At 73.3% G+C, this 16,893-nt stretch carries 18 protein-coding genes; 11 read left to right on the plus strand and 7 right to left on the minus strand.

What is annotated here, in order from left to right:
- Nucleotides 1–8: 8 nt before the first annotated feature.
- From ACWCWD_RS15365 to ACWCWD_RS15380, 4 genes are read left to right on the plus strand one after another with little or no spacing between them, the layout of a single operon-like run.
- A complete protein-coding gene (locus tag ACWCWD_RS15365; RefSeq protein WP_450773180.1) occupies nucleotides 9–1,634 on the plus strand; it encodes a thiamine pyrophosphate-binding protein in 1,626 nt (541 codons plus the stop codon).
- A gap of 53 nt (nucleotides 1,635–1,687) precedes the next feature.
- On the plus strand, nucleotides 1,688–2,623 hold the full coding sequence (locus ACWCWD_RS15370) for a PDR/VanB family oxidoreductase (protein WP_450773182.1): 936 nt from the start codon (nucleotides 1,688–1,690) through the stop codon (nucleotides 2,621–2,623).
- Nucleotides 2,624–2,652: 29 nt separating this feature from the next.
- Entirely contained in the window at nucleotides 2,653–2,889 is a 237-nt protein-coding gene (locus tag ACWCWD_RS15375; protein ID WP_450773184.1) for a recombinase-like helix-turn-helix domain-containing protein, read from the plus strand.
- Nucleotides 2,890–2,891: 2 nt separating this feature from the next.
- A complete protein-coding gene (locus ACWCWD_RS15380) occupies nucleotides 2,892–3,908 on the plus strand; it encodes a Rieske 2Fe-2S domain-containing protein (protein WP_450773186.1) in 1,017 nt (338 codons plus the stop codon).
- A gap of 12 nt (nucleotides 3,909–3,920) precedes the next feature.
- Here the strand turns inward: ACWCWD_RS15380 and ACWCWD_RS15385 are convergent, their stop codons facing one another.
- The 4 genes from ACWCWD_RS15385 to ACWCWD_RS15400 form a co-directional block, all read right to left on the minus strand.
- Nucleotides 3,921–4,217: a DUF3817 domain-containing protein gene (locus ACWCWD_RS15385; protein ID WP_450773188.1), complete on the minus strand. Its 297-nt coding sequence runs from the start codon at nucleotides 4,215–4,217 to the stop codon at nucleotides 3,921–3,923.
- Nucleotides 4,214–4,681 (minus strand): hypothetical protein, encoded by a 468-nt coding sequence (locus ACWCWD_RS15390; protein ID WP_450773190.1) that lies wholly within the window; start codon nucleotides 4,679–4,681, stop codon nucleotides 4,214–4,216. Before ACWCWD_RS15390 ends, ACWCWD_RS15385 begins: the two co-directional genes overlap by 4 nt.
- The gene (locus ACWCWD_RS15395) at nucleotides 4,678–5,007 is read right to left on the minus strand and encodes a hypothetical protein (RefSeq protein WP_450773192.1); all 330 of its coding nucleotides are present in this window, start codon (nucleotides 5,005–5,007) and stop codon (nucleotides 4,678–4,680) included. Before ACWCWD_RS15395 ends, ACWCWD_RS15390 begins: the two co-directional genes overlap by 4 nt.
- 72 nt (nucleotides 5,008–5,079) lie before the next feature.
- On the minus strand, nucleotides 5,080–5,844 hold the full coding sequence (locus tag ACWCWD_RS15400) for a DJ-1/PfpI family protein (protein WP_450773194.1): 765 nt from the start codon (nucleotides 5,842–5,844) through the stop codon (nucleotides 5,080–5,082).
- Between the two features lie 211 nt (nucleotides 5,845–6,055).
- Between ACWCWD_RS15400 and ACWCWD_RS15405 the strand changes: the two genes are divergently transcribed.
- Nucleotides 6,056–6,994, plus strand: coding sequence for a GlxA family transcriptional regulator (locus ACWCWD_RS15405; protein ID WP_450773196.1), 939 nt, complete (start codon nucleotides 6,056–6,058; stop codon nucleotides 6,992–6,994).
- On the opposite strand, the gene ACWCWD_RS15410 is transcribed toward ACWCWD_RS15405, so the two are convergent.
- A complete protein-coding gene (locus ACWCWD_RS15410; RefSeq protein WP_450773198.1) occupies nucleotides 6,973–7,923 on the minus strand; it encodes a DMT family transporter in 951 nt (316 codons plus the stop codon). The two genes, ACWCWD_RS15405 and ACWCWD_RS15410, sit on opposite strands and share 22 nt — an antisense overlap.
- A 46-nt stretch (nucleotides 7,924–7,969) precedes the next feature.
- Between ACWCWD_RS15410 and ACWCWD_RS15415 the strand changes: the two genes are divergently transcribed.
- Entirely contained in the window at nucleotides 7,970–8,509 is a 540-nt protein-coding gene (locus tag ACWCWD_RS15415; protein ID WP_450773199.1) for a MarR family winged helix-turn-helix transcriptional regulator, read from the plus strand.
- A 71-nt stretch (nucleotides 8,510–8,580) separates the two neighbouring features.
- Here ACWCWD_RS15415 and ACWCWD_RS15420 read toward each other — a convergent pair whose 3' ends face one another.
- Nucleotides 8,581–9,660: a beta family protein gene (locus ACWCWD_RS15420; protein WP_450773200.1), complete on the minus strand. Its 1,080-nt coding sequence runs from the start codon at nucleotides 9,658–9,660 to the stop codon at nucleotides 8,581–8,583.
- Nucleotides 9,661–10,232: 572 nt separating this feature from the next.
- On the opposite strand from ACWCWD_RS15420, the gene ACWCWD_RS15425 reads away from it, so the two are divergent.
- Nucleotides 10,233–11,021 (plus strand): SAM-dependent methyltransferase, encoded by a 789-nt coding sequence (locus ACWCWD_RS15425; protein WP_450773201.1) that lies wholly within the window; start codon nucleotides 10,233–10,235, stop codon nucleotides 11,019–11,021.
- Between the two features lie 70 nt (nucleotides 11,022–11,091).
- Here the strand turns inward: ACWCWD_RS15425 and ACWCWD_RS15430 are convergent, their stop codons facing one another.
- The gene (locus tag ACWCWD_RS15430; RefSeq protein ID WP_450773404.1) at nucleotides 11,092–12,417 is read right to left on the minus strand and encodes a lipase family protein; all 1,326 of its coding nucleotides are present in this window, start codon (nucleotides 12,415–12,417) and stop codon (nucleotides 11,092–11,094) included.
- 582 nt (nucleotides 12,418–12,999) lie between these two features.
- On the opposite strand from ACWCWD_RS15430, the gene ACWCWD_RS15435 reads away from it, so the two are divergent.
- The 4 genes from ACWCWD_RS15435 to ACWCWD_RS15450 all read left to right on the plus strand — a co-directional run bounded on the left by ACWCWD_RS15435 (nucleotide 13,000) and on the right by ACWCWD_RS15450 (nucleotide 16,814).
- Nucleotides 13,000–13,851, plus strand: a complete 852-nt coding sequence (locus ACWCWD_RS15435; protein WP_450773202.1) for an alpha/beta fold hydrolase — start codon at nucleotides 13,000–13,002, stop codon at nucleotides 13,849–13,851.
- 523 nt (nucleotides 13,852–14,374) lie between these two features.
- Nucleotides 14,375–16,015, plus strand: coding sequence for an ATP-binding protein (locus tag ACWCWD_RS15440; protein ID WP_450773204.1), 1,641 nt, complete (start codon nucleotides 14,375–14,377; stop codon nucleotides 16,013–16,015).
- Entirely contained in the window at nucleotides 16,012–16,458 is a 447-nt protein-coding gene (locus tag ACWCWD_RS15445; RefSeq protein WP_390957968.1) for a roadblock/LC7 domain-containing protein, read from the plus strand. Before ACWCWD_RS15440 ends, ACWCWD_RS15445 begins: the two co-directional genes overlap by 4 nt.
- Nucleotides 16,455–16,814: a DUF742 domain-containing protein gene (locus ACWCWD_RS15450; protein ID WP_450773206.1), complete on the plus strand. Its 360-nt coding sequence runs from the start codon at nucleotides 16,455–16,457 to the stop codon at nucleotides 16,812–16,814. The genes ACWCWD_RS15445 and ACWCWD_RS15450 overlap by 4 nt, the downstream gene beginning before the upstream one ends.
- The last annotated feature ends 79 nt before the right edge of the window (nucleotides 16,815–16,893 follow it).

The raw sequence follows: 16,893 nt of genomic DNA on the forward strand, positions 1-16,893 counted from the left end.
GAGACACCATGCGTCACGACAACGGAGGCGATCTCCTCGTCGCCGTCCTGCGGGAACTCGGCATCGACACCGTCTTCGGCATCGTCAGCGTGCACAACCTGCCGCTGGTGGAAGCCGTCGACCGCGAACTGCGGTTCGTACCCGTGCGGCACGAGGCGTCCGCCGTCAACGCCGCCGACGCCTACGGGCGTGCCCGGGGCTCGATCGGCTGCGCCCTGACCTCGACCGGTACGGGCGCGGGCAACGCGGCCGGTTCGCTGGTCGAGTCGCTCGCCGCGGGCAGTTCGGTACTGCACATCACCGGCCAGGTGGAGAGCGAATTCCTGGGCAGCGGACGGGGGTTCATCCATGAGACCAAGGACCAGCTCGGCATGCTGGACGCGGTCTCGGTGTACGCGGCGAGCGTGCCGGACAGCGTCCGGGCGGGCCTGATCCTGCGCGAGGCGGCGCGTGCGGCGCTCGCCTCGCCCGGCGGTCCGGCGAGCGTGGAGTGGCCGATCGACCTCCAGTACGCGGCGCAGACCGACGAGGCGGCCGAGCCGGCCGTCCGCGCGCCTGCCCCGCTCGTGGAGAGCGACGCGGCCGCCGCCGGGGCCCTTCTCGCCGCCGCGCGCCGCCCGTTGATCTGGGCGGGCGGCGGGGCGAACGGCGCCCGGGACGAGCTGGCCCGGCTGCTGGAGGCGACGGGTGCCGGTCTGCTCACCTCCAACTCCGGCCGGGGGGCGGTGCCCGAGGACCACGGGCAGGTCATCGGCAACTTCGCCACCACCCCGGCGGTGCGTGCGCTCCTCGCCGACGCGGACCTGCTCCTCACGGTCGGTACGCACTTCCGCTCGAACGAGACGGCGGACTACACCCTCGGACTCCCCGGGTCGCACATCCAGATAGACGTGGACGCGGCAGCGCTCGGCCGGGTATACCCCGCCGCCCACGCCCTGCACGCGGACGCGTCGGCGGCCCTGACGGCGCTGCTCGCGCACGCCCGGCCGGCCGAGGACGGCTGGACGGAACGCGTGGCGGCCGTCCGCACCGAGGTGCGGGCGAACCTGCGCGATTCCATCGGCCCGCAGGCGGCGATCTGCGACGCGATCCGCGCCGCACTCCCCCGCGAGGCCGTGGTGGCCCGTGATGTCACCATCGCGTCGAGCAGTTGGGGCAACCGGCTGCTGGAGATGTACGACCCGCGCGACAACGTCTTCCCACGCGGCGGCGGCATCGGCCAGGGGCTCGGCATGGGCATCGGTGCCGCGCTCGGTCGCCCGGACTCCCCGACCGTGGTGATCGCGGGCGACGGCGGGCTCGCCGTGCACCTCGGCGAACTCCTCACCCTCGCCCAGGAACGCCCGCCCCTCACCCTGATCGTCTTCAACGACGGCGGGTACGGGGTGCTCCGCAACATGCAGGACCGGTACGGCGAGCGGCGCTCCGGGGTGGACCTGGTGACCCCCGACTTCGAGCTGCTGGCGCGCGCCTGCGGTCTGCCGTACGCGCGGATCTCCGCCGAGGAGCACGCCGCCCCGGTGCTCGACCACGCCGTCGCCTCGGGCGGTCCGATGCTCGTCGAGGTCGACCTGGCGGCCCTCGGGCCGATGAAGAACCCGTTCACCCCGCCCGTGCGGATTCCCGGGCAGTAGTCCGTGTCCGCTGGATCCCGTCGCCAAAACCGCCGGTAAGGAGGCACCTGGCCATGAGCGAGAAGTCGCTGGAGCTGTTCGTCCGCCGTATGACGTGGGAGGCCGAGGGCGTACTGTCCGTCGAGCTCGCCGACCCGCTCGGCAAACCCCTGCCCGTCTGGACCCCGGGCGCGCACCTCGACGTCCATGTCGGCGGCCGGGTCCGCCAGTACAGCCTGTGCGGGGACCCCCAGGCGCTGGACGTCTACCGCATCGGGGTGCTCGACGAGCCGTCCTCGCGGGGCGGTTCGCGGTACGTGCACACCCGGTTGCGCCCCGGACAGCCGGTCACCGCCTCCGAGCCGCGCAACCACTTCGCGCTGGAGGAGGCCGGCTCCTACGTGTTCGTCGCGGGCGGCATCGGCATCACCCCGCTGCTGGCGATGGCCCGGGAGGCGGCCCGGCGCGAGGTGCCGTGGCGGCTGGTCCACGGCGGCCGGAGCCGCGCCTCCATGGCGTTCACCTCGGAGCTGGACGCGCTCGCCGGGGACGTCACGCTCGTCCCGCAGGACGAGCGGGGCCACATCGACCTCGACGCGGCGCTGGCCGGGCTGCCCGAGGACGCGCTGGTGTACTGCTGCGGGCCCGAGCCGCTGCTCGCCGCCGTCCAGGAACGCTGCCCCGAGGGCAGGCTCAGGCTGGAGCGCTTCGCCGCCCCGGTGGTCGAACGCGGCGGCGACGACGCCTCGTTCGAGGTGGAGTGCCGTACGTCGGGGGTGACCCTCACCGTCGGCGCGGACACCTCCGTCCTCGAAGCCGCCGAGGAGGCCGGGCTGTCGGTCGCCAGCTCCTGCCGCGACGGTATCTGCGGCTCCTGCGAGACCCGGGTCCTCGAAGGCACCCCGGACCACCGCGACTTCCTGCTCAGCGAGGCGGAGCACGCCGCGAGCGCCACGATGATGATCTGCGTCTCGCGGTGCGCCTCCGGCCGTCTCGTCCTCGACCTGTGACACCTCCCCCCGCACTTCCTGGAGACACCATGACCGACACCACGACCGGCGCCTGGCCGTATCTGGACGTCCACCAGTCCCGGACCCACGAGCCGACCCCGTACGAGTACAAACTCGCCGCGACCCTCGAAGAGGTCTTCACCAAGGAGGGCCACGAACTCGCCGACGTGGTACGTGGCCTGAACGCTCGTCAGGTGCACACCGCCGACGGCACGCCCTGGACCGAGGAGTCCTTCCGCGCCGAGATCACCCGACTGGGAGCCTGACCATGACGCTGTCGTCCTCCGCCACCGCGGACCACATCTACGCCACGGGGCTGCGCAACCAGTGGCACCCCGTCGTCCCCTCGCACTTCGTCGCCCCGGGCGCGATGCGCCGGGTGACCGCGCTCGGCGAGCAGTGGCTGCTGTTCCGCCGCCCGGACGGCGCCCTGTCGATGCTGGCCGACCGGTGCCCGCACCGGGGCGCACCGCTCTCCCTGGGCAAGCACCTCGGCGACCGGGTCGCCTGCTGGTACCACGGGGTGGAGGTGGCGGGCGACGGCACCGTGTCGTCCGTCCCCGGCCTGCCCGGGTGCAGCCTGGAGGGGAAGAAGCTGGTCGCCTCGCTGCCGGTACGGGAGGTGGCGGGCGCGGTCCTCGCGTACTTCGGCGACGAGGAGCACCCGGAGCCGCCGGAGCTGACGCTGCCGGATCCGCTCGTCGACGACGGGGTGTCCGCCTTCCTCTGCTACGCCGAGTGGAACGTGCCGTGGCGCTACGCCGTGGAGAACCTGCTCGACCCGATGCACGGGGCGTTCCTCCACCACGACTCCCACACGATGTTCGACGGCGACACCACGGCCAAGTTCCGCATCCGCGAGACCGATCGCGGTTACTTCTTCGAGAAGACCGACCAGCGGGGCGTCAACTTCGACTGGGTGGAGCTCTGCCGCACCGGCGTGGACTGGGTCGACCTGTCGATCCCGTACCCGCCGTCGGCGGGCCCCGGCGGTCCGTTCGGCATCGTCGGCATGGTCTGCCCGGTCGACGAGGAGCGCTCCGGTGTCTTCTTCTGGCGCTACCGCCGGGTGGCGGACTGGCAGCGGGCCTCCTGGCGTTTCCTCTACCGGACGCTGATCGAGAAGCGCCACTGGGAGGTGCTGGAACAGGACCGCGTGATGCTGGAGGCGCTGCCCGCCGACGCGGACCAGCGGGAGAACCTGTACCAGCACGACCTGGGCGTGGTGCGGCTGCGCCGGCTCTACCGGGCGGGGGCGACGGCGCAGTCGACGGCCACGCGTTAGGTGGTGTCCGGATCATGCCGGGCACGCCGGGCCCTTGGCGGGCCGGCCGGTGGCACCGGGACGGTGGAGCCTGCGCAGTGCGAGGAGGCCGCCCACGCCGGGGACGACAGCGATGGCCTTGGTGGTGGTCGTGGCCGACGCCGACCGCCAGGTGGCGATCACGACGAACAGGTAGGCGCAGCCGTGGGTGGGGCCCATCAGGGAGGAGATGGGCCGGAGGTGGGCGGTGGCGAGGTTGGCCAGCATCACGATCAACGAGATGAGTTCGGTGTGCGCCGCGATGCGCAGGGGGCGACGGTGCACGGTCACGCTCCCGTGGTGGAGCCGGGGCGGACGATCATCAGAACGGTGACGGTTGCCCACAGCAGGTTGAAGACACCGGTGAGCATGGCGAGTCGGGCGGCCGGGGGCAGTGTGGCGCCGGGTCCCGATGCCTGCGCCGCGGTCAGGGCCTGGTCCTGGGCGGGCAGGATCAGCAGGCCCAGGACGGCGGCCGCCGCGGTGGTCAGGACGATCGAGGTGATCAGCCATCCGTCGCCGAGGACGCCGAGGCTGCCGGCCGTGGCGAGCCCGAAGACGGGAACCGCGATGCCGACGCCGGCGTAGACGCGGCAGATGCGGTGCAGGGTGCGCAGGCCCGCGAGCGCCTCACGGTCGCCCGGGGCACCGTGAGCGCGACGCAGCGCTCCGGGGAACATGCTCGCGGCGACCGTGACCGGCCCTATGGCCAGTACCGCAGCCAGGACGTGCAGGGAGAGGAGAAGTTTCGTCATGCTCGACGCTCCGCGGTCGCGGGGTCGGCAGGGCGGCGCCGGCCGGTGACCTTCGAGGACGGAAGACGTCCGGCCCTGGAGGTGCCGGTCAGCGTGTCGCCGTCCACCGTGACCGCGAAGGCCAGGTTCAGGCGCAGGGGCTTGGTGATGGCCTGCTTCCAGGTGATCCGGTCACCTTCGAGGGTGATGTCGCTGAGCGGGACGACCTCGCCCGCTCCGTGGGCTGCCCCGGTCAGGACACCCTCCTGCCGGGCGAATTCGACCACGGCTTCGATCCTGCCGATGGGGGTGGAGACGGACAGGTCCCAGACGCCTTCTGCGGCCATGGTGCTGTTCTTCCTTACGCGTGCGGTGCGGTTGACGTGCGGTGCGGTTGAGGTGCGGTGCGGCCCGTGCGGTCAGAGGCCGGCGGGCGCGGGGCCTTCGTTGCGCCAGACGGTGCCGCGGCGCTCGTAGGCGAACAACTCTTCGACAGCGTGGGCGATCCGGGGGCCCACCGTGCGCTCCAGCAGGTACAGGCCCAGGTCGAGGCCGGAGGTGACGCCGGCCCCGGTGACGAGGTCGCCGTCGTCGACGACGCGGGCGCCGACCGCGTGGACGCCGGTGGCGTCGAGCAGGTCCAGGCCCAGGTGGTGGGTGGTGGCGTAGCGGCCCTCCAGCAGGCCGGCCATGGCCAGGACGAGGGAGCCGCCGCACACCGCGCCGAGCGTCACCTCGGGGTTGTCCCTGGCCGCCTTCAGCAGTGCGGGCAGTTCGGTCGTCAGGGCGCGGCCCAGCAGTACGGGGATGAACTCGTCCTGCCACCCTTCGCCGGCCTCCCCGGCCTCCGTCGCGCGTTCCTGCCGCCCTTCCCCGGCCGCAGCCTCGCTTTTCTGCCCCTCTGCCCCGGCCGACACCGCGCGGTCGGGCACTTCGCCGGGCTCTCCCACGCGGCCCGAGGCGCCGGGGACCAGGATCAGGCCCGCTCGTGCGGGATCCAGGGCGGCAGTGGCGCGCAGCACCAGGCCCCCGGTGCCGCCGGCCACGTCCCGGGGTCCCTCCGCGGAGACCAGTTCCACGCTCACCGCGCCGTTGGAGGCGGTGCCGCCGGCGTACAGCACTTCGTAGGGGGCGACGACATCGAGCGGATCGAAGCCGTCGTACAGGACGATCTGGGCATGCATGGGGAAGTTCCTTCGCGGGCGGTCGGCATCCGGCCGATGCCGGAGTCGCTCCCGACGCTAGTCCGGCGTCGACCCGCGCCCCAGTGGCAAGAGTGACACCTTTCAACGGGATAGCGCCATGACGCTGGGTAAGGCCCTGAACTGGCCAAACCACCGGACTCGGGGCACTGGGGCCGTGTCATGGCTACCGAGGGTCAGGTATCTTCTCGCCATGCACGTCATTGCCGTCCTCGCCCTGGAACAGGTGATCCCCTTCGATCTGTCCACGCCGATCGAGGTCTTCTCCCGCACCCGTCTCCCGGACGGACGCCCCGGCTACCAGATCCGCGTCTGCGGCGAACGGCCGGAGATCGATGCCGGCGCCTTCACCGTGCGCGCGCCCTGGGGGCTGGAAGGTCTCGCGGCCGCGGACACGATCATCGTTCCCGGTACCGCCGACCTCTCGGCCCCGCTCGCTCCCGTCGTCCGCGACGCGCTGCGCGCGGCCGCCGCGAACGGCACGCGCATCGCCTCCATCTGCTCGGGCACGTTCCCGCTGGCCGCCACCGGACTCCTCGACGGCCTGCGTGCCACCACCCACTGGGCCGCGGCCGGTCTCCTGGCCGCCGCCCACCCGGACATCGAGGTGGACCCGGACGTCCTGTACGTCGACAACGGTCAGATCCTCACCTCCGCCGGCGCCGCCGCGGGCCTGGACCTGTGTCTGCACATGATCCGCCGTGACTACGGCTCGGCCGTCGCCGCCGACGCGGCCCGACTGTCCGTCATGCCTCTGGAACGCGAGGGCGGGCAGGCGCAGTTCATCGTCCACGATCACGTGCCCGCCCCCCAGGGGGCGACGCTCGATCCGCTGCTCGACTGGTTGCGGGAGAACCTGGGCTCCGATCTCACCCTCGCCGACATGGCCGCCCGGGCCGGAACGAGCACCCGGACCCTGATACGGCGCTTCCGCGAACAGACCGGCACCACCCCGCTCCAGTGGCTCCACCGCGCACGTGTCCGCCAGGCCCAGCACCTCCTGGAGACCACCCGCCATTCCGTCGAACGCATCGGTGTTCAGGTCGGGTTCGGCTCGCCCACCGCCTTCCGTGACCGGTTCAAGAAGACCACCGGCGTCAGCCCGCAGACCTACCGTCGCGCCTTCAGCTGACGCGGCCCGCCTCGAAGCCGCGCCCGAGGGCGGCCCTTCCCCGGAGCAGGACCGGAAGCGGTCGCCTCTTCGGGTTCGACGGCCGCCCGGCCCGGCCGCCCGAGCAGCACGCCCGCGAGGATCAGCGCCATCCCGCCGAGCTGTCGGCCGGTGAGGCCCTCCGACGCCAGGAGCGTGCCGAGCAGGACGCCGGTGACCGGGTTGAGGAGGCCGACGAGGCCGACCGTGGCGGCGGGCAGCAGGCGCAGGGCCGCGAACCAGGCGAGGAAGGCGAGGGCGGTGGCGACGAGCGTGACGTAGCCGAACCCCAGCAGCGCCCGGCGGTCCAGCGGTGGCGGCGCTCCCTCGCGTACGACCGCCGCAACCAGCAGGAGGACCCCGCCGAAGCAGAGCTGCCAGGCGGTGGTGGCGAGGACCCCGGCGCCGGAGCTCCAGCGCTGGGAGAGCACGTACCCCAGGGAGGAGACCAGCATGGCGAGCACGGACGCGATCAGGCCGCCGGTCCCGCCGCCTCCGGTACGGCCCCACATCATCAGGACCACCCCGGCGAGCCCGCTCGCGCCGCCCGCCAGGTGGGCGGCGCGGGGGCGTTGGGCGAGCAGGGCCCAGGCCGTCACCGTCATGACCAGCGGGGAGAGCGCCATCACCATCGACGCGGTGCTGGTGGCCAGGCGCTGGGCGGCGATGTAGACGAGCACGAAGAAGGCGCTGGTGTTCAGCAGCCCCAGCACGGCGGACCGCCACCACCAGGCGCCGGTGGGCCGGCTCCGGGCGAGGATGAACAGCAGGCCTCCGGCGGGCAGGGCGCGCAGGGCGGCTCCCCAGAGCGGGTTTCCGGCGGGGAGGTAGTGGCGGGTGACGTAGTAGGTGGTACCCCAGGCCACCGGCGCCACGGCGGCGATGAGCAGGCCTCGCACGTTGGCTTCCATGGAAGACATATTAGCTTCCCAGGAAGCTAATCACTAGGGTGGGGCCATGCAGCAGCCCCACGAGCACCAGGACCCGCCGCCCGACCACGTGGCCCGCATCCAGGCCGCCTGGCGCCGCGAGCGCCCCGACCTCGACGTCGGTCCGCAGGCCGTCATCGGCCGTCTGCACCGCCTCGCGGCCCTGCTCACCCGGGAGTTGTGCGTGGTGTACCAGCGGTACGGCCTCAGCGAGGGCGAGTTCGACGTCCTCGCGGCGCTGCGCCGGGCCGGCGCCCCGTACGAGCGGGCCCCCGGGGAGCTGGCGGCGCACACCATGGTGACCACCGGGGCGATGACCAAGCGCATCGACCGGCTGGAGCGGTCGGGGCTGGTGACCCGGCGCCGGGGGGACGGTGACGGCCGGGGCCGGGTCGTCGCCCTCACCGTGCCGGGCCGGGAACTCATCGACCGGGCGTTCACCGACCACATGCACAACGAGCGGCGCCTCCTCGCCGCGCTGCCCCCGGCGCGGGCCGAGGCGCTGGAAGGCGCCCTCACCGCGTGGCTCGCCGAACTGGAGGACCCGCGCGGCGACGGCCGGAGCTGAGGCCCGCGCGCCGGAGCCGAGACCCAAAGGCCCGCACGCCGAGGTTGGGCCCGGCGGGCGGACCGGGCGTCTCACGCCTTGGCCAGGCTCCGCACCACATGGGTCATGTGCTGGACGTTTCCGACCCGCAGCCAGGTGGCGGCGTTGCCCGTGCCCGGGCCGTCCGAGCCGGTGCGCACGGCCGGGTGGGTCAGCGAGCGGGCGCAGTCGCGCAGCCAGCACTCCCCCGAACTGGCCAGCGCGCCACGGAAGTCGGGCAGCCGGAGGAGTGCGCGTGCGGCCTCACGGTTGGCTCTCGCCCGGTCCGGTCCGCTGTGCAGGACCTTGACCAGCGCGAAGGTCCGGTCGGTGGTGTAGCGCAGGTACCCCCACTCCGGCCCGCCTCCTTGGTCCGGCCGGTACGGGCGGGCGAGGGCGGTGGCCGGCTGGACCCCGTAGTCCCCGAACCCGAGGGCGGTGAGGCGGCCGGCGGGGTTCCGCCGTATCTCCTGCCAGAGCTGCCAGTCCCTGCGGGGCTCCTCCCGTACGCCCCGGTGCAGCATCTCGGCCGTCACCTGCGGGAATCCTCCGCCGATGGTGACGACGGAGCGCCAGTCGGCCAGCGGGACCAGGGCGTCGAGGGCGCGCAGCGCCTCCTTGGGGGCGCCGGGCCGGCCGGCGAGGACACTGCCGAGATCGATCAGCAGGTCGAGCTCCACGGCACGGCCCGCCCGTGCCGCCAGCCGGGCCACCGCCTCGGTGAGCCCGTGGTCCCATTCGCCGGGCACCGGCACCCGGATGCCGAGCGGGCGCCCGTACTCCGTCGCGGTCGCGAGCGCCGCGCCCTGCTGGGCGGCGGGCCGCAGCGGCCCGGTCACCGGCCGGAACGCGCCGAACTCCACGTATGCGGCGAACACTTCGGCGAGCACCTCGACCTGCGCCTCGTCGGCGAAGGGGGCGTCGAGCCACGCCGGCCCCCCGGACTGGACCCGGCTCACCTCCGCGACCTCCCGGCGGACGGCGGCGGCAAGCGAGGCACCCCGCGTTTCGGGGCGGGGCGGCAGGCTCCACAGGGGCGTGACGCCGTCCCGGACGGCGGGCCTCAGATCGCGGTAGGCCCGGGCGGCATGGCTGCGCACCGGGAGTACGGGAACGTACAGAAGTCTCGGCATGGCGGCTCCCCTGGGGGCGGTCCTGCGATCCCTGACGGCCGTTCCGGCGGCGCGGCGCGTTCGTACCGAGGAGGCTCTCCCCGCCGGGGGAGGTGCTCCCGGGCGCCGTCGGCACGGTTCTCCTGCGGGAAGGGTCCTCGGCGTCCGGGTGCCGCGAAAGGGGGCCGAACCGGACGCACTGGCCGAATCGAACAGACCCGGGTGCGCGAGGCCTCCCGGTCACGGTTCCGGCCCCCGTTCCCCCCGCGCCCGGCTCAGGTTCCGGCCCCCGTTCCCCCCGCGCCCGGCTCCGGTTCCGGGCCTCCGCTCCCCCGCGCCCGGTCACGGTTCCTGGCCCCCGTTCCCCGCGCCGGGTCACGATCCCGGGCCCCCGATCGCCCGGCACACAGGTCGCCGGACCCGACGGTGTGACGGGCCGTCACCCGCCCTTTCACCAGGCACGACTCATTTCCGATCACGGGTTTCCGGGGGCACCCGCGCGCACGGTGCACGTGGAGGTACGGTCATGCCGTGCGGGCAGCCGGTCACTTCCCGGCCAACTGCACCCGTTGAAGCGCGAGTAGGAGATTCTGATGGCCCCTGACGACATTGAGTTCCGCAAGAAGATCCGTGCCGACATACCCCACTCCGCGCGGGTGTGGAACGCGTGGCTGGGCGGAAAGGACAACTACCCCGTCGACCGGGAGCTGGCGGACGCGGTCACCGCCGCCTACCCGGCGACGGCCGCCATCGCGAAGGCTTCGCGCGCTTTCCAGGCCAGGGCGATCCGCTACCTCGGCGGTCTGGGCGTCCGCCAGTTCCTGGACGTCGGCACCGGGCTGCCGGTGGAGAACAGCACCCACCAGGTCGCGCAGACCGTCGACCCGACGTCCCGGATCGTCTACGTGGACAACGACCCCATCGTGCTGGTGCACGCCGCGGCGCTGCTGACCAGCTCGCCCGAGGGCGCCACCGCCTTCGTGGACGAGGACCTCACCAACACGGACGCCGTGGTGGACGAGGCGGCGAAGACCCTCGACCTCACCCAGCCGGTGGCGGTGCTGCTGCTGTCGACCCTGGGTCACCTGCTCCCCGACGACGGCATCAAGGTGGTCCAGTCGTACATGTCCCGGATGCCGTCGGGCAGTTACCTGGTCATCTGCGACACCATCAAGACCCCGGAGACCCTCGCGGCCCAGGAGGCGTACGACTCGGGCGACAACCCGCCCTACCTGGTGCGCGAGCCCGAGGAGATCACCGGCTGCGCCGAGGGGCTGGAGCTGGTCGACCCCGGGTTCCTCTCCATCACGTTCTGGCGCCCGGACGGCGAGCCCGAGGGCCCCGGCGTCGACCAGTGGGGTCTCGTCGCCCGTAAGCCCTGACGTTCCGGGCACCACGACCGAGGGTCCCTCCGCGCGGGGCGGGGGGACCCTCGGCGTTCTTCGGTGCGGGTCAGGGCTGCAGGGGCATGGTCCAGCAGTTGGAGCTCGCGGACTTGCCGGCCAGCCGGTCGGTCAGCCAGGAGATGGCGTCGCCCTGGTCGGTGAGGAGCGGGACCAGGTGGTTGGTGACGATCTTGTCCCCGAGGTTGGGGAGGATGACGGCGTCGTAGGTGACGTTCGCGCCCTTGTGGCACCAGTCGACGGCGAGTTGGCGGGCCTGGGCGTGCGGCACGATGTCGTCCTGGATGCCGGTGGCCACCCGCACGGGGGCGGTGGGCTTGAGGTTGCCGATGCGCTGCGCGTCGAGCGTGGCCTTGAGCTGCGGGATGGTGTCGACCAGCTGGCTCAGGGACTTGCCGCTGGTCGTCCAGGAGCTGCTCTTCTTGAAGCCGTACCCGAAGAGCGCGTCGCCGATGCACATCGTGGAGAGGTCGGCGAGGGCCGCCTTGCCGGCCGCGTTGATCTGGGCGTCCGCGATGGGCTGGAGGGACGGGTCGCTCTGGAGGAAGCCGTTCAGGGACCAGCCCAGGGCGCCGGCCAGGGCGCTGCCGTCGATCCCCTTGATGGTGGCGGTCAGGTCGGCCGGGGGCGCGCCGACGTAGGCACCGGCCAGTTTGACGTCCGGCGCGTAGGCGGGCTGGAGTTCGGCGGCCGACGCGCTGGCGCCGCCGCCCTGGCTGTAGCCGTAGAGACCCACCGGGGAGGCGGCGGTGACGGACGCCCCGCTCACCCCGCGCGCCGCGCGGGCGGCGTCGAGGAGCGCGTGGCCGCCGTCGACCCGGCTGACGTAGGTGTGCAGCCGGTCGGTGGCGCCGAGACCCGCGTAGTCGGTGACGACCACGGCGGTACCGGCGGCCAGCAGCCGGTATACGGAGAGGTCCTCGTAACCGATCGACACCGTGTCGCCGTTGAGCGTGATCGGGTTCTGGAGGCCCAGCGAGGCGGCGCACTGGTCGCCCTGCCCCATCGTGCCGGGTGCCAGGGCGACGAGCGGACGCGGTCCGCTCCCCTTCCACGCGGCCGTCGGTTCGATGTAGGCGCCGGTCACGGCCACCGGAAGCCCGTTGGAGTCGGTGGACTTGTACATGAGCCGGGTCGCCTTGCCCGGGAGCGGGCCGCCCAGGCTGGGCAGGCTCAGCGCCAGCTTGAGGGGCTCGGTACGCACCAGCGCGCCGTCCGCCGCGGGCAGGGTCTGGGGCGGGGTGTAGAAGGCCGGGATCTCCACGCCCCGGGAGACCACCGGGGCGGTGGCGGCGGACGCGGGAAGCGTCTGGGCGCCCAGGCAGGCCGCGGCGGCGAGTCCGGCCGCCAGCAGTCGCCCGGTGATCACCCCCATGGTGCCGCGCCGGGCCGGTCGGGCGGTCCGGCGTCGGCCCGCCGGCGGGGACGCGTGAGGGGGACGGGCGCTGCTCGGTCGTTCCATGCGGCTCACTCCTCGGTTCGGGGGGAAGGACGAGAGTTCGCTACCGGCGACTCGTGCCGCGGGGGCACCGGGACCCTGATCCCGCACCGGGGTGTGCACTGGGGGCTGCCGCGCCGGGCTCCGGGTCGGACAGGGGTGCGCCGAGCCCGAAAACCCCGCGGAAACACGCTGGTTACTCGCGAGTCATACTGGAGAGTAGGTCCGGGTGTCACTCAGTGACAAGACGTCTGCGCGCGCCAGATCCCACCATCCGCCCGCGCGGGGAAGGGTGATCCCGGGCTCCCCGGGGCCGGCTCCTCCGTCACCATCGACCCCCGCACCCTTCCGGGGGCCCCTGCCGTTCCCCGCGGTGCACGCCCGCCCCCGCGAAGCTCCGCCGCTCCGCGAAGCTCCACCACCCGGCGAACATCTGCCGTGCCGTTACGTTCATTTTTGACCGATTTGGATACGCTTTCGGGTCTCTCACCGACCGAAACGACCCACCCGGGAGAACCCGTGCACCTCCGACGCATCCGAAGCCTGGCGGCCCTGCCCGCCGTCGCGGGGCTGCTGGCCCTCGCTCTGACGCCCCACGCCTCCGCCGCCCCCGCGGGGGCGGACCGTGCGGCCCACCGGCCGACCATCGTGCTCGAACACGGCGCGTTCGCCGACGCTTCGGGGTGGAACACCGTCTCCGCCCGGCTCCAGCAGGCGGGATACACCGTCCTCGCCCCCGCCAACCCGTTGCGCGGCCTCGCCTCCGACGCCGGCTACCTGAGCAGTGTGCTGGCCACCGTCGACGGTCCGATCGTGCTGGTCGGGCACTCGTACGGCGGTGCCGTGATCAGCCAGGCGGCGGCGGGAAATCCGCAGGTCGAGGCGTTGGTCTTCATCGCCGCGCTCATGCCCGACGAGGGCGAGAACCTCGGCGCGCTCGCCGCCCGCTCGACCGAGTCGCAGCTGGCCCCGGCCCTGCGGCGGATCCCGACCGGGACCGCCGGGGAAGGCAACCGGAGCGCCGATCTCTTCATCGACCCCGCCCTCTTCCGGGACGTCTTCGCCGCCGATCTTCCGCAGGCCACGACGCGCGTGCTGGCCGCCGCCCAACGCCCCGTCGCGGAAGCCGCGTTCGGTGCCACGGCGACCGCCGCGGCCTGGCGCACCATCCCCAGCTGGGCGCTCGTCGCCCGGCAGGACAAGACCCTCGGGAGCGACCTGGAGCGCTTCGAAGCGCGCCGCGCCCGGGCCCGTACCGTGGAGATCAACAGCTCGCACGCCGCCCTCGTCTCCCACCCCGGCGCTGTCCTCGACCTGATCGAGGCCGCCGCCAGGTCCACGGCGACGAAGGACGGGCAGCCCCGCCCGTGACGGCCGCCCCTGCCTGTGTGCAACGCAGGGCAGGGGCGGCCGGACAGGGCCGCGAAAAGTCGGCCGGAAAGAGCCGGCCGGAAATGCGGCTCGTATGTGGAGTTCCCGGCGATACCGGGTGATGCCGTCGGGAATTCCCGCGCCGGGAGCTCCGTCCGCGCGTCCGTCCGCGCGACGACGTCACCCGGCCCCGCCCCCGGGCCGGTCCATCGCCGCTGGTGGACCGGCCCATGGGTGGCACGAGGAGCAGCACCCCCGCGACATCTCGAATTCCGGAAGTACGTGTACGACAAGTCGCCATAACTGTTGCGATCTTGACGAGCAGTCCTCCTCACCCCCCTTGGAAGTCAGACCGTTTGGTCTAGGCTCTGCATGCCTTTGATCTCGCAAGGGAGTTCGACGTGTCCTGGAAGGGTCCATTCCTCGTGGCTGGCGCTGTGTTCTGCAAGGCCGTCGGGGCGAGGCCGTCGTGGTGAGACCGCAGACCGGCACAGCGCGTCCCGCGAAGCGGACCGAGCGGCCGGTGTACGAGAGAGTGCTCCGCCCCGCCGTGGTCTGGCCGGCCGCCGCCGTGCTCGCGGCCGGCTGCGCGGTGTCGGCCCTGGTCGTCACCGGCGACGCACGGCGTGTGCTGGCGGCCGGTGGTGTCGCCGTCGCCGTGCTGCTGATCGCCCCGGTGGTGCTGCTCGCCCGGAAGCTGAACGCCGAACGCGCCCACCGCGCCGAGGCGGTGTCGCTCGCCGCCGCCCGGGACGCGGAAGTGGCGCACCTCGCCCAGGTGCGCGTACCGGCCATCACCGAACTGCTGCGCACCGGGCAGCGGGTGGACGGGGCGCCGGGTCCGCTGCGTGAACGTCGCGAGACGGGCGAGGAGTTCGCACGGTCGCTGGACCTGGTGGTGGACGTGCTCGGCTCCGACGAGGCGGTGCACCGCGAACGCGTCCTGCGCGATTCGGTGATGGCCGCCTTCGAGTCGGTGGCGCGCACCATGCACGTGATGGCCACGGTGCAGCAGCAGGTGCTGGACCAGGTGGAACGCTCGCTGGACGATCCCCGCCTGATGGCCGAGGTGATGAAGGCCGACCACGCGGCCTCCCAGATGACCCGCAAGGCGCAGACGCTCCTGGTGATGTGCGGCATCTGGCCCGCGCGCCGGGAGACCCGTCCGGTCTCGCTGTACGACTGTGTGCGCGGCGCTCAGTCGCGGATCGTGGAGTTCGGGCGGATCGAGGTGCACGGCGGGCAGACGCTGTACGCGGCGCCTCCGGCGGCGGAAGGGCTGATGCACGCCATCGCCGAACTCCTGGAGAACGCCACGGTGTTCTCGCCCTCGCGCTCCCAGGTCATCGTCAGCGTGCGGGAGGTGGGTGCCGGTGCGGTCGTCGAGATCGACGACGCCGGGCTCGGCATGCCGCCGGACGTGTTGCAGCAGGCCCGGGGCCAGCTGCACGACGATCTGGACCTGACCCGGCTGGGTGCGGTGCCCCGGCTCGGCCTGGCCTGTGTCGGCCGGTGGGGGCGCGAGCTCGGCTTCAACGTGGAGCTGAGCGGGACGTCCGCGTACGGCGGGACCCGCGCCGTGATGTTCGTACCGTTCCGGCTGCTGACCGAGCCGGCGGCGCGCGTCCCGGCGCACCGGCGTCCGGACACGTGGCCCGGGGACGGTCCGGAGTCCCTGGAGCTCCCGGCGCGGGAAGAGCCGCGACCGGCCGGGGACGCCGAGGCCGAGCACGACGTGTACGCAGGGAGCGCCGGCAGCGCCGGCAGCGCCGAGTACGCGGAGCACACCCGGGCGGAAACCCGGGACGACGGCCTCGGCCCGGCCGGGCCGTCCTCGGAGGACGGCCCGCGGACCGCGGGTCTCCCCCGCCGCCGCAGCCGGCGGAGCCCGGCCCGTACCGCGGACGCCCCGGACGCCGTGCCGCCGCGGGCGGCCCGGCACTCGGTGCCCCCGGCGCGGCCCGCCCCCGAGTCCGCACCGTGGACGCCGGAGGCGGCCCGCGCGTCGATCGCCAGCGTGGTCTCCGGCACCCTGCGCGGACGCGCCGCCCTCGGCGCGGACGAGGCGCGGCCCCGGCCGGCCACCGCTCAACCCGAGGCGGCGCCGCCCGGCGAACCGTCTCTGCCCAGTAGCCCGAACCAGCAGCACGGAGGCCGGTCGTGACCGGAACCATCACTCGACTCCCCGACCTGGGCTGGATGCTCCGCCCGCTCACCGAGATCCCCGGCGTCCGGCACGCGGTCGTCGTCTCGGAGGACGGCCTGCGTCTCGGCCACGCGTCCGCGGAGAACCTCAAGGGCCCGGTGTCGGGTCTCAGCGTCGCCGAGGCGGAGTCGCTCTCGGCGGCCTGCGCGGCGATGACCATGACGGGCCGCTCCACGACGACCCTGCTCTTCGGCTCCGGTGTGGGGCTGCGCCAGCTGATGCTCGAGTCCGACCACGGGTTCGTCCTGTTCACCCATGCCGGGGTCGGCGCGCACCTGGGTGTCGCCACGGACCTGGAGGCGGACGTCGGTCTCGTGGCGCAGCAAATGCAGCTGCTGGTGGCGAAGATCGGCGCGCACCTGAGCAGTCTGCCGCGGGATCAGGCCATCGCGTCGTCATGACGGGACGGTCCGAGGAGCCGAGAGCCTCGGCGGTACGCCCCTACGTCATCACCCGCGGCCGTGCGGAGTCCGGCGCCGAGCCGTTGTCCTGGGAGTCGCTGGTGATGGCCACGGAGGCGGCGTTCCCGGCGTCCCTCCAGCCGGAGCACCTCGCCATCCTGACGCACTGCGAGGGGCTCATCTCGGTCGCGGAAGTGGCCGCGCACCTGCGCCAGCCGCCCTCGGTCGTGCAGGTGCTGCTCGCCGATCTCGTCCAGTGGGGGCTGATCGTGACCCGCCCTCCCATTCCCGCGGCCGAACGCGCCGATGTGACCATGCTCAGAAAGGTCCTCGATGGTCTCGAAAGCCGTATCTGAAGCCTTCGTCGAGGCCGGTCCGGCACCCGCCCCGGGCCGGGGAACCCCGGCCGGTCCCACCTCCGGGAAGTACGTCGCG

Source organism: Streptomyces sp. NPDC001493 (assembly GCF_053597235.1).

What these genes read in the sequence shown, in the direction of transcription:
- ACWCWD_RS15365 (WP_450773180.1), top strand. Translation starts at nt 9, where the DNA reads ATGCGTCACGACAACGGAGGCGATCTCCTCGTCGCCGTCCTGCGGGAA.
- ACWCWD_RS15370 (WP_450773182.1), top strand. Translation starts at nt 1,688, where the DNA reads ATGAGCGAGAAGTCGCTGGAGCTGTTCGTCCGCCGTATGACGTGGGAG.
- ACWCWD_RS15375 (WP_450773184.1), top strand. Translation starts at nt 2,653, where the DNA reads ATGACCGACACCACGACCGGCGCCTGGCCGTATCTGGACGTCCACCAG.
- ACWCWD_RS15380 (WP_450773186.1), top strand. Translation starts at nt 2,892, where the DNA reads ATGACGCTGTCGTCCTCCGCCACCGCGGACCACATCTACGCCACGGGG.
- ACWCWD_RS15390 (WP_450773190.1), bottom strand. Translation starts at nt 4,681, where the DNA reads ATGACGAAACTTCTCCTCTCCCTGCACGTCCTGGCTGCGGTACTGGCC.
- ACWCWD_RS15395 (WP_450773192.1), bottom strand. Translation starts at nt 5,007, where the DNA reads ATGGCCGCAGAAGGCGTCTGGGACCTGTCCGTCTCCACCCCCATCGGC.
- ACWCWD_RS15400 (WP_450773194.1), bottom strand. Translation starts at nt 5,844, where the DNA reads ATGCATGCCCAGATCGTCCTGTACGACGGCTTCGATCCGCTCGATGTC.
- ACWCWD_RS15405 (WP_450773196.1), top strand. Translation starts at nt 6,056, where the DNA reads ATGCACGTCATTGCCGTCCTCGCCCTGGAACAGGTGATCCCCTTCGAT.
- ACWCWD_RS15410 (WP_450773198.1), bottom strand. Translation starts at nt 7,923, where the DNA reads ATGGAAGCCAACGTGCGAGGCCTGCTCATCGCCGCCGTGGCGCCGGTG.
- ACWCWD_RS15415 (WP_450773199.1), top strand. Translation starts at nt 7,970, where the DNA reads ATGCAGCAGCCCCACGAGCACCAGGACCCGCCGCCCGACCACGTGGCC.
- ACWCWD_RS15420 (WP_450773200.1), bottom strand. Translation starts at nt 9,660, where the DNA reads ATGCCGAGACTTCTGTACGTTCCCGTACTCCCGGTGCGCAGCCATGCC.
- ACWCWD_RS15425 (WP_450773201.1), top strand. Translation starts at nt 10,233, where the DNA reads ATGGCCCCTGACGACATTGAGTTCCGCAAGAAGATCCGTGCCGACATA.
- ACWCWD_RS15430 (WP_450773404.1), bottom strand. Translation starts at nt 12,417, where the DNA reads ATGGGGGTGATCACCGGGCGACTGCTGGCGGCCGGACTCGCCGCCGCG.
- ACWCWD_RS15450 (WP_450773206.1), top strand. Translation starts at nt 16,455, where the DNA reads ATGACGGGACGGTCCGAGGAGCCGAGAGCCTCGGCGGTACGCCCCTAC.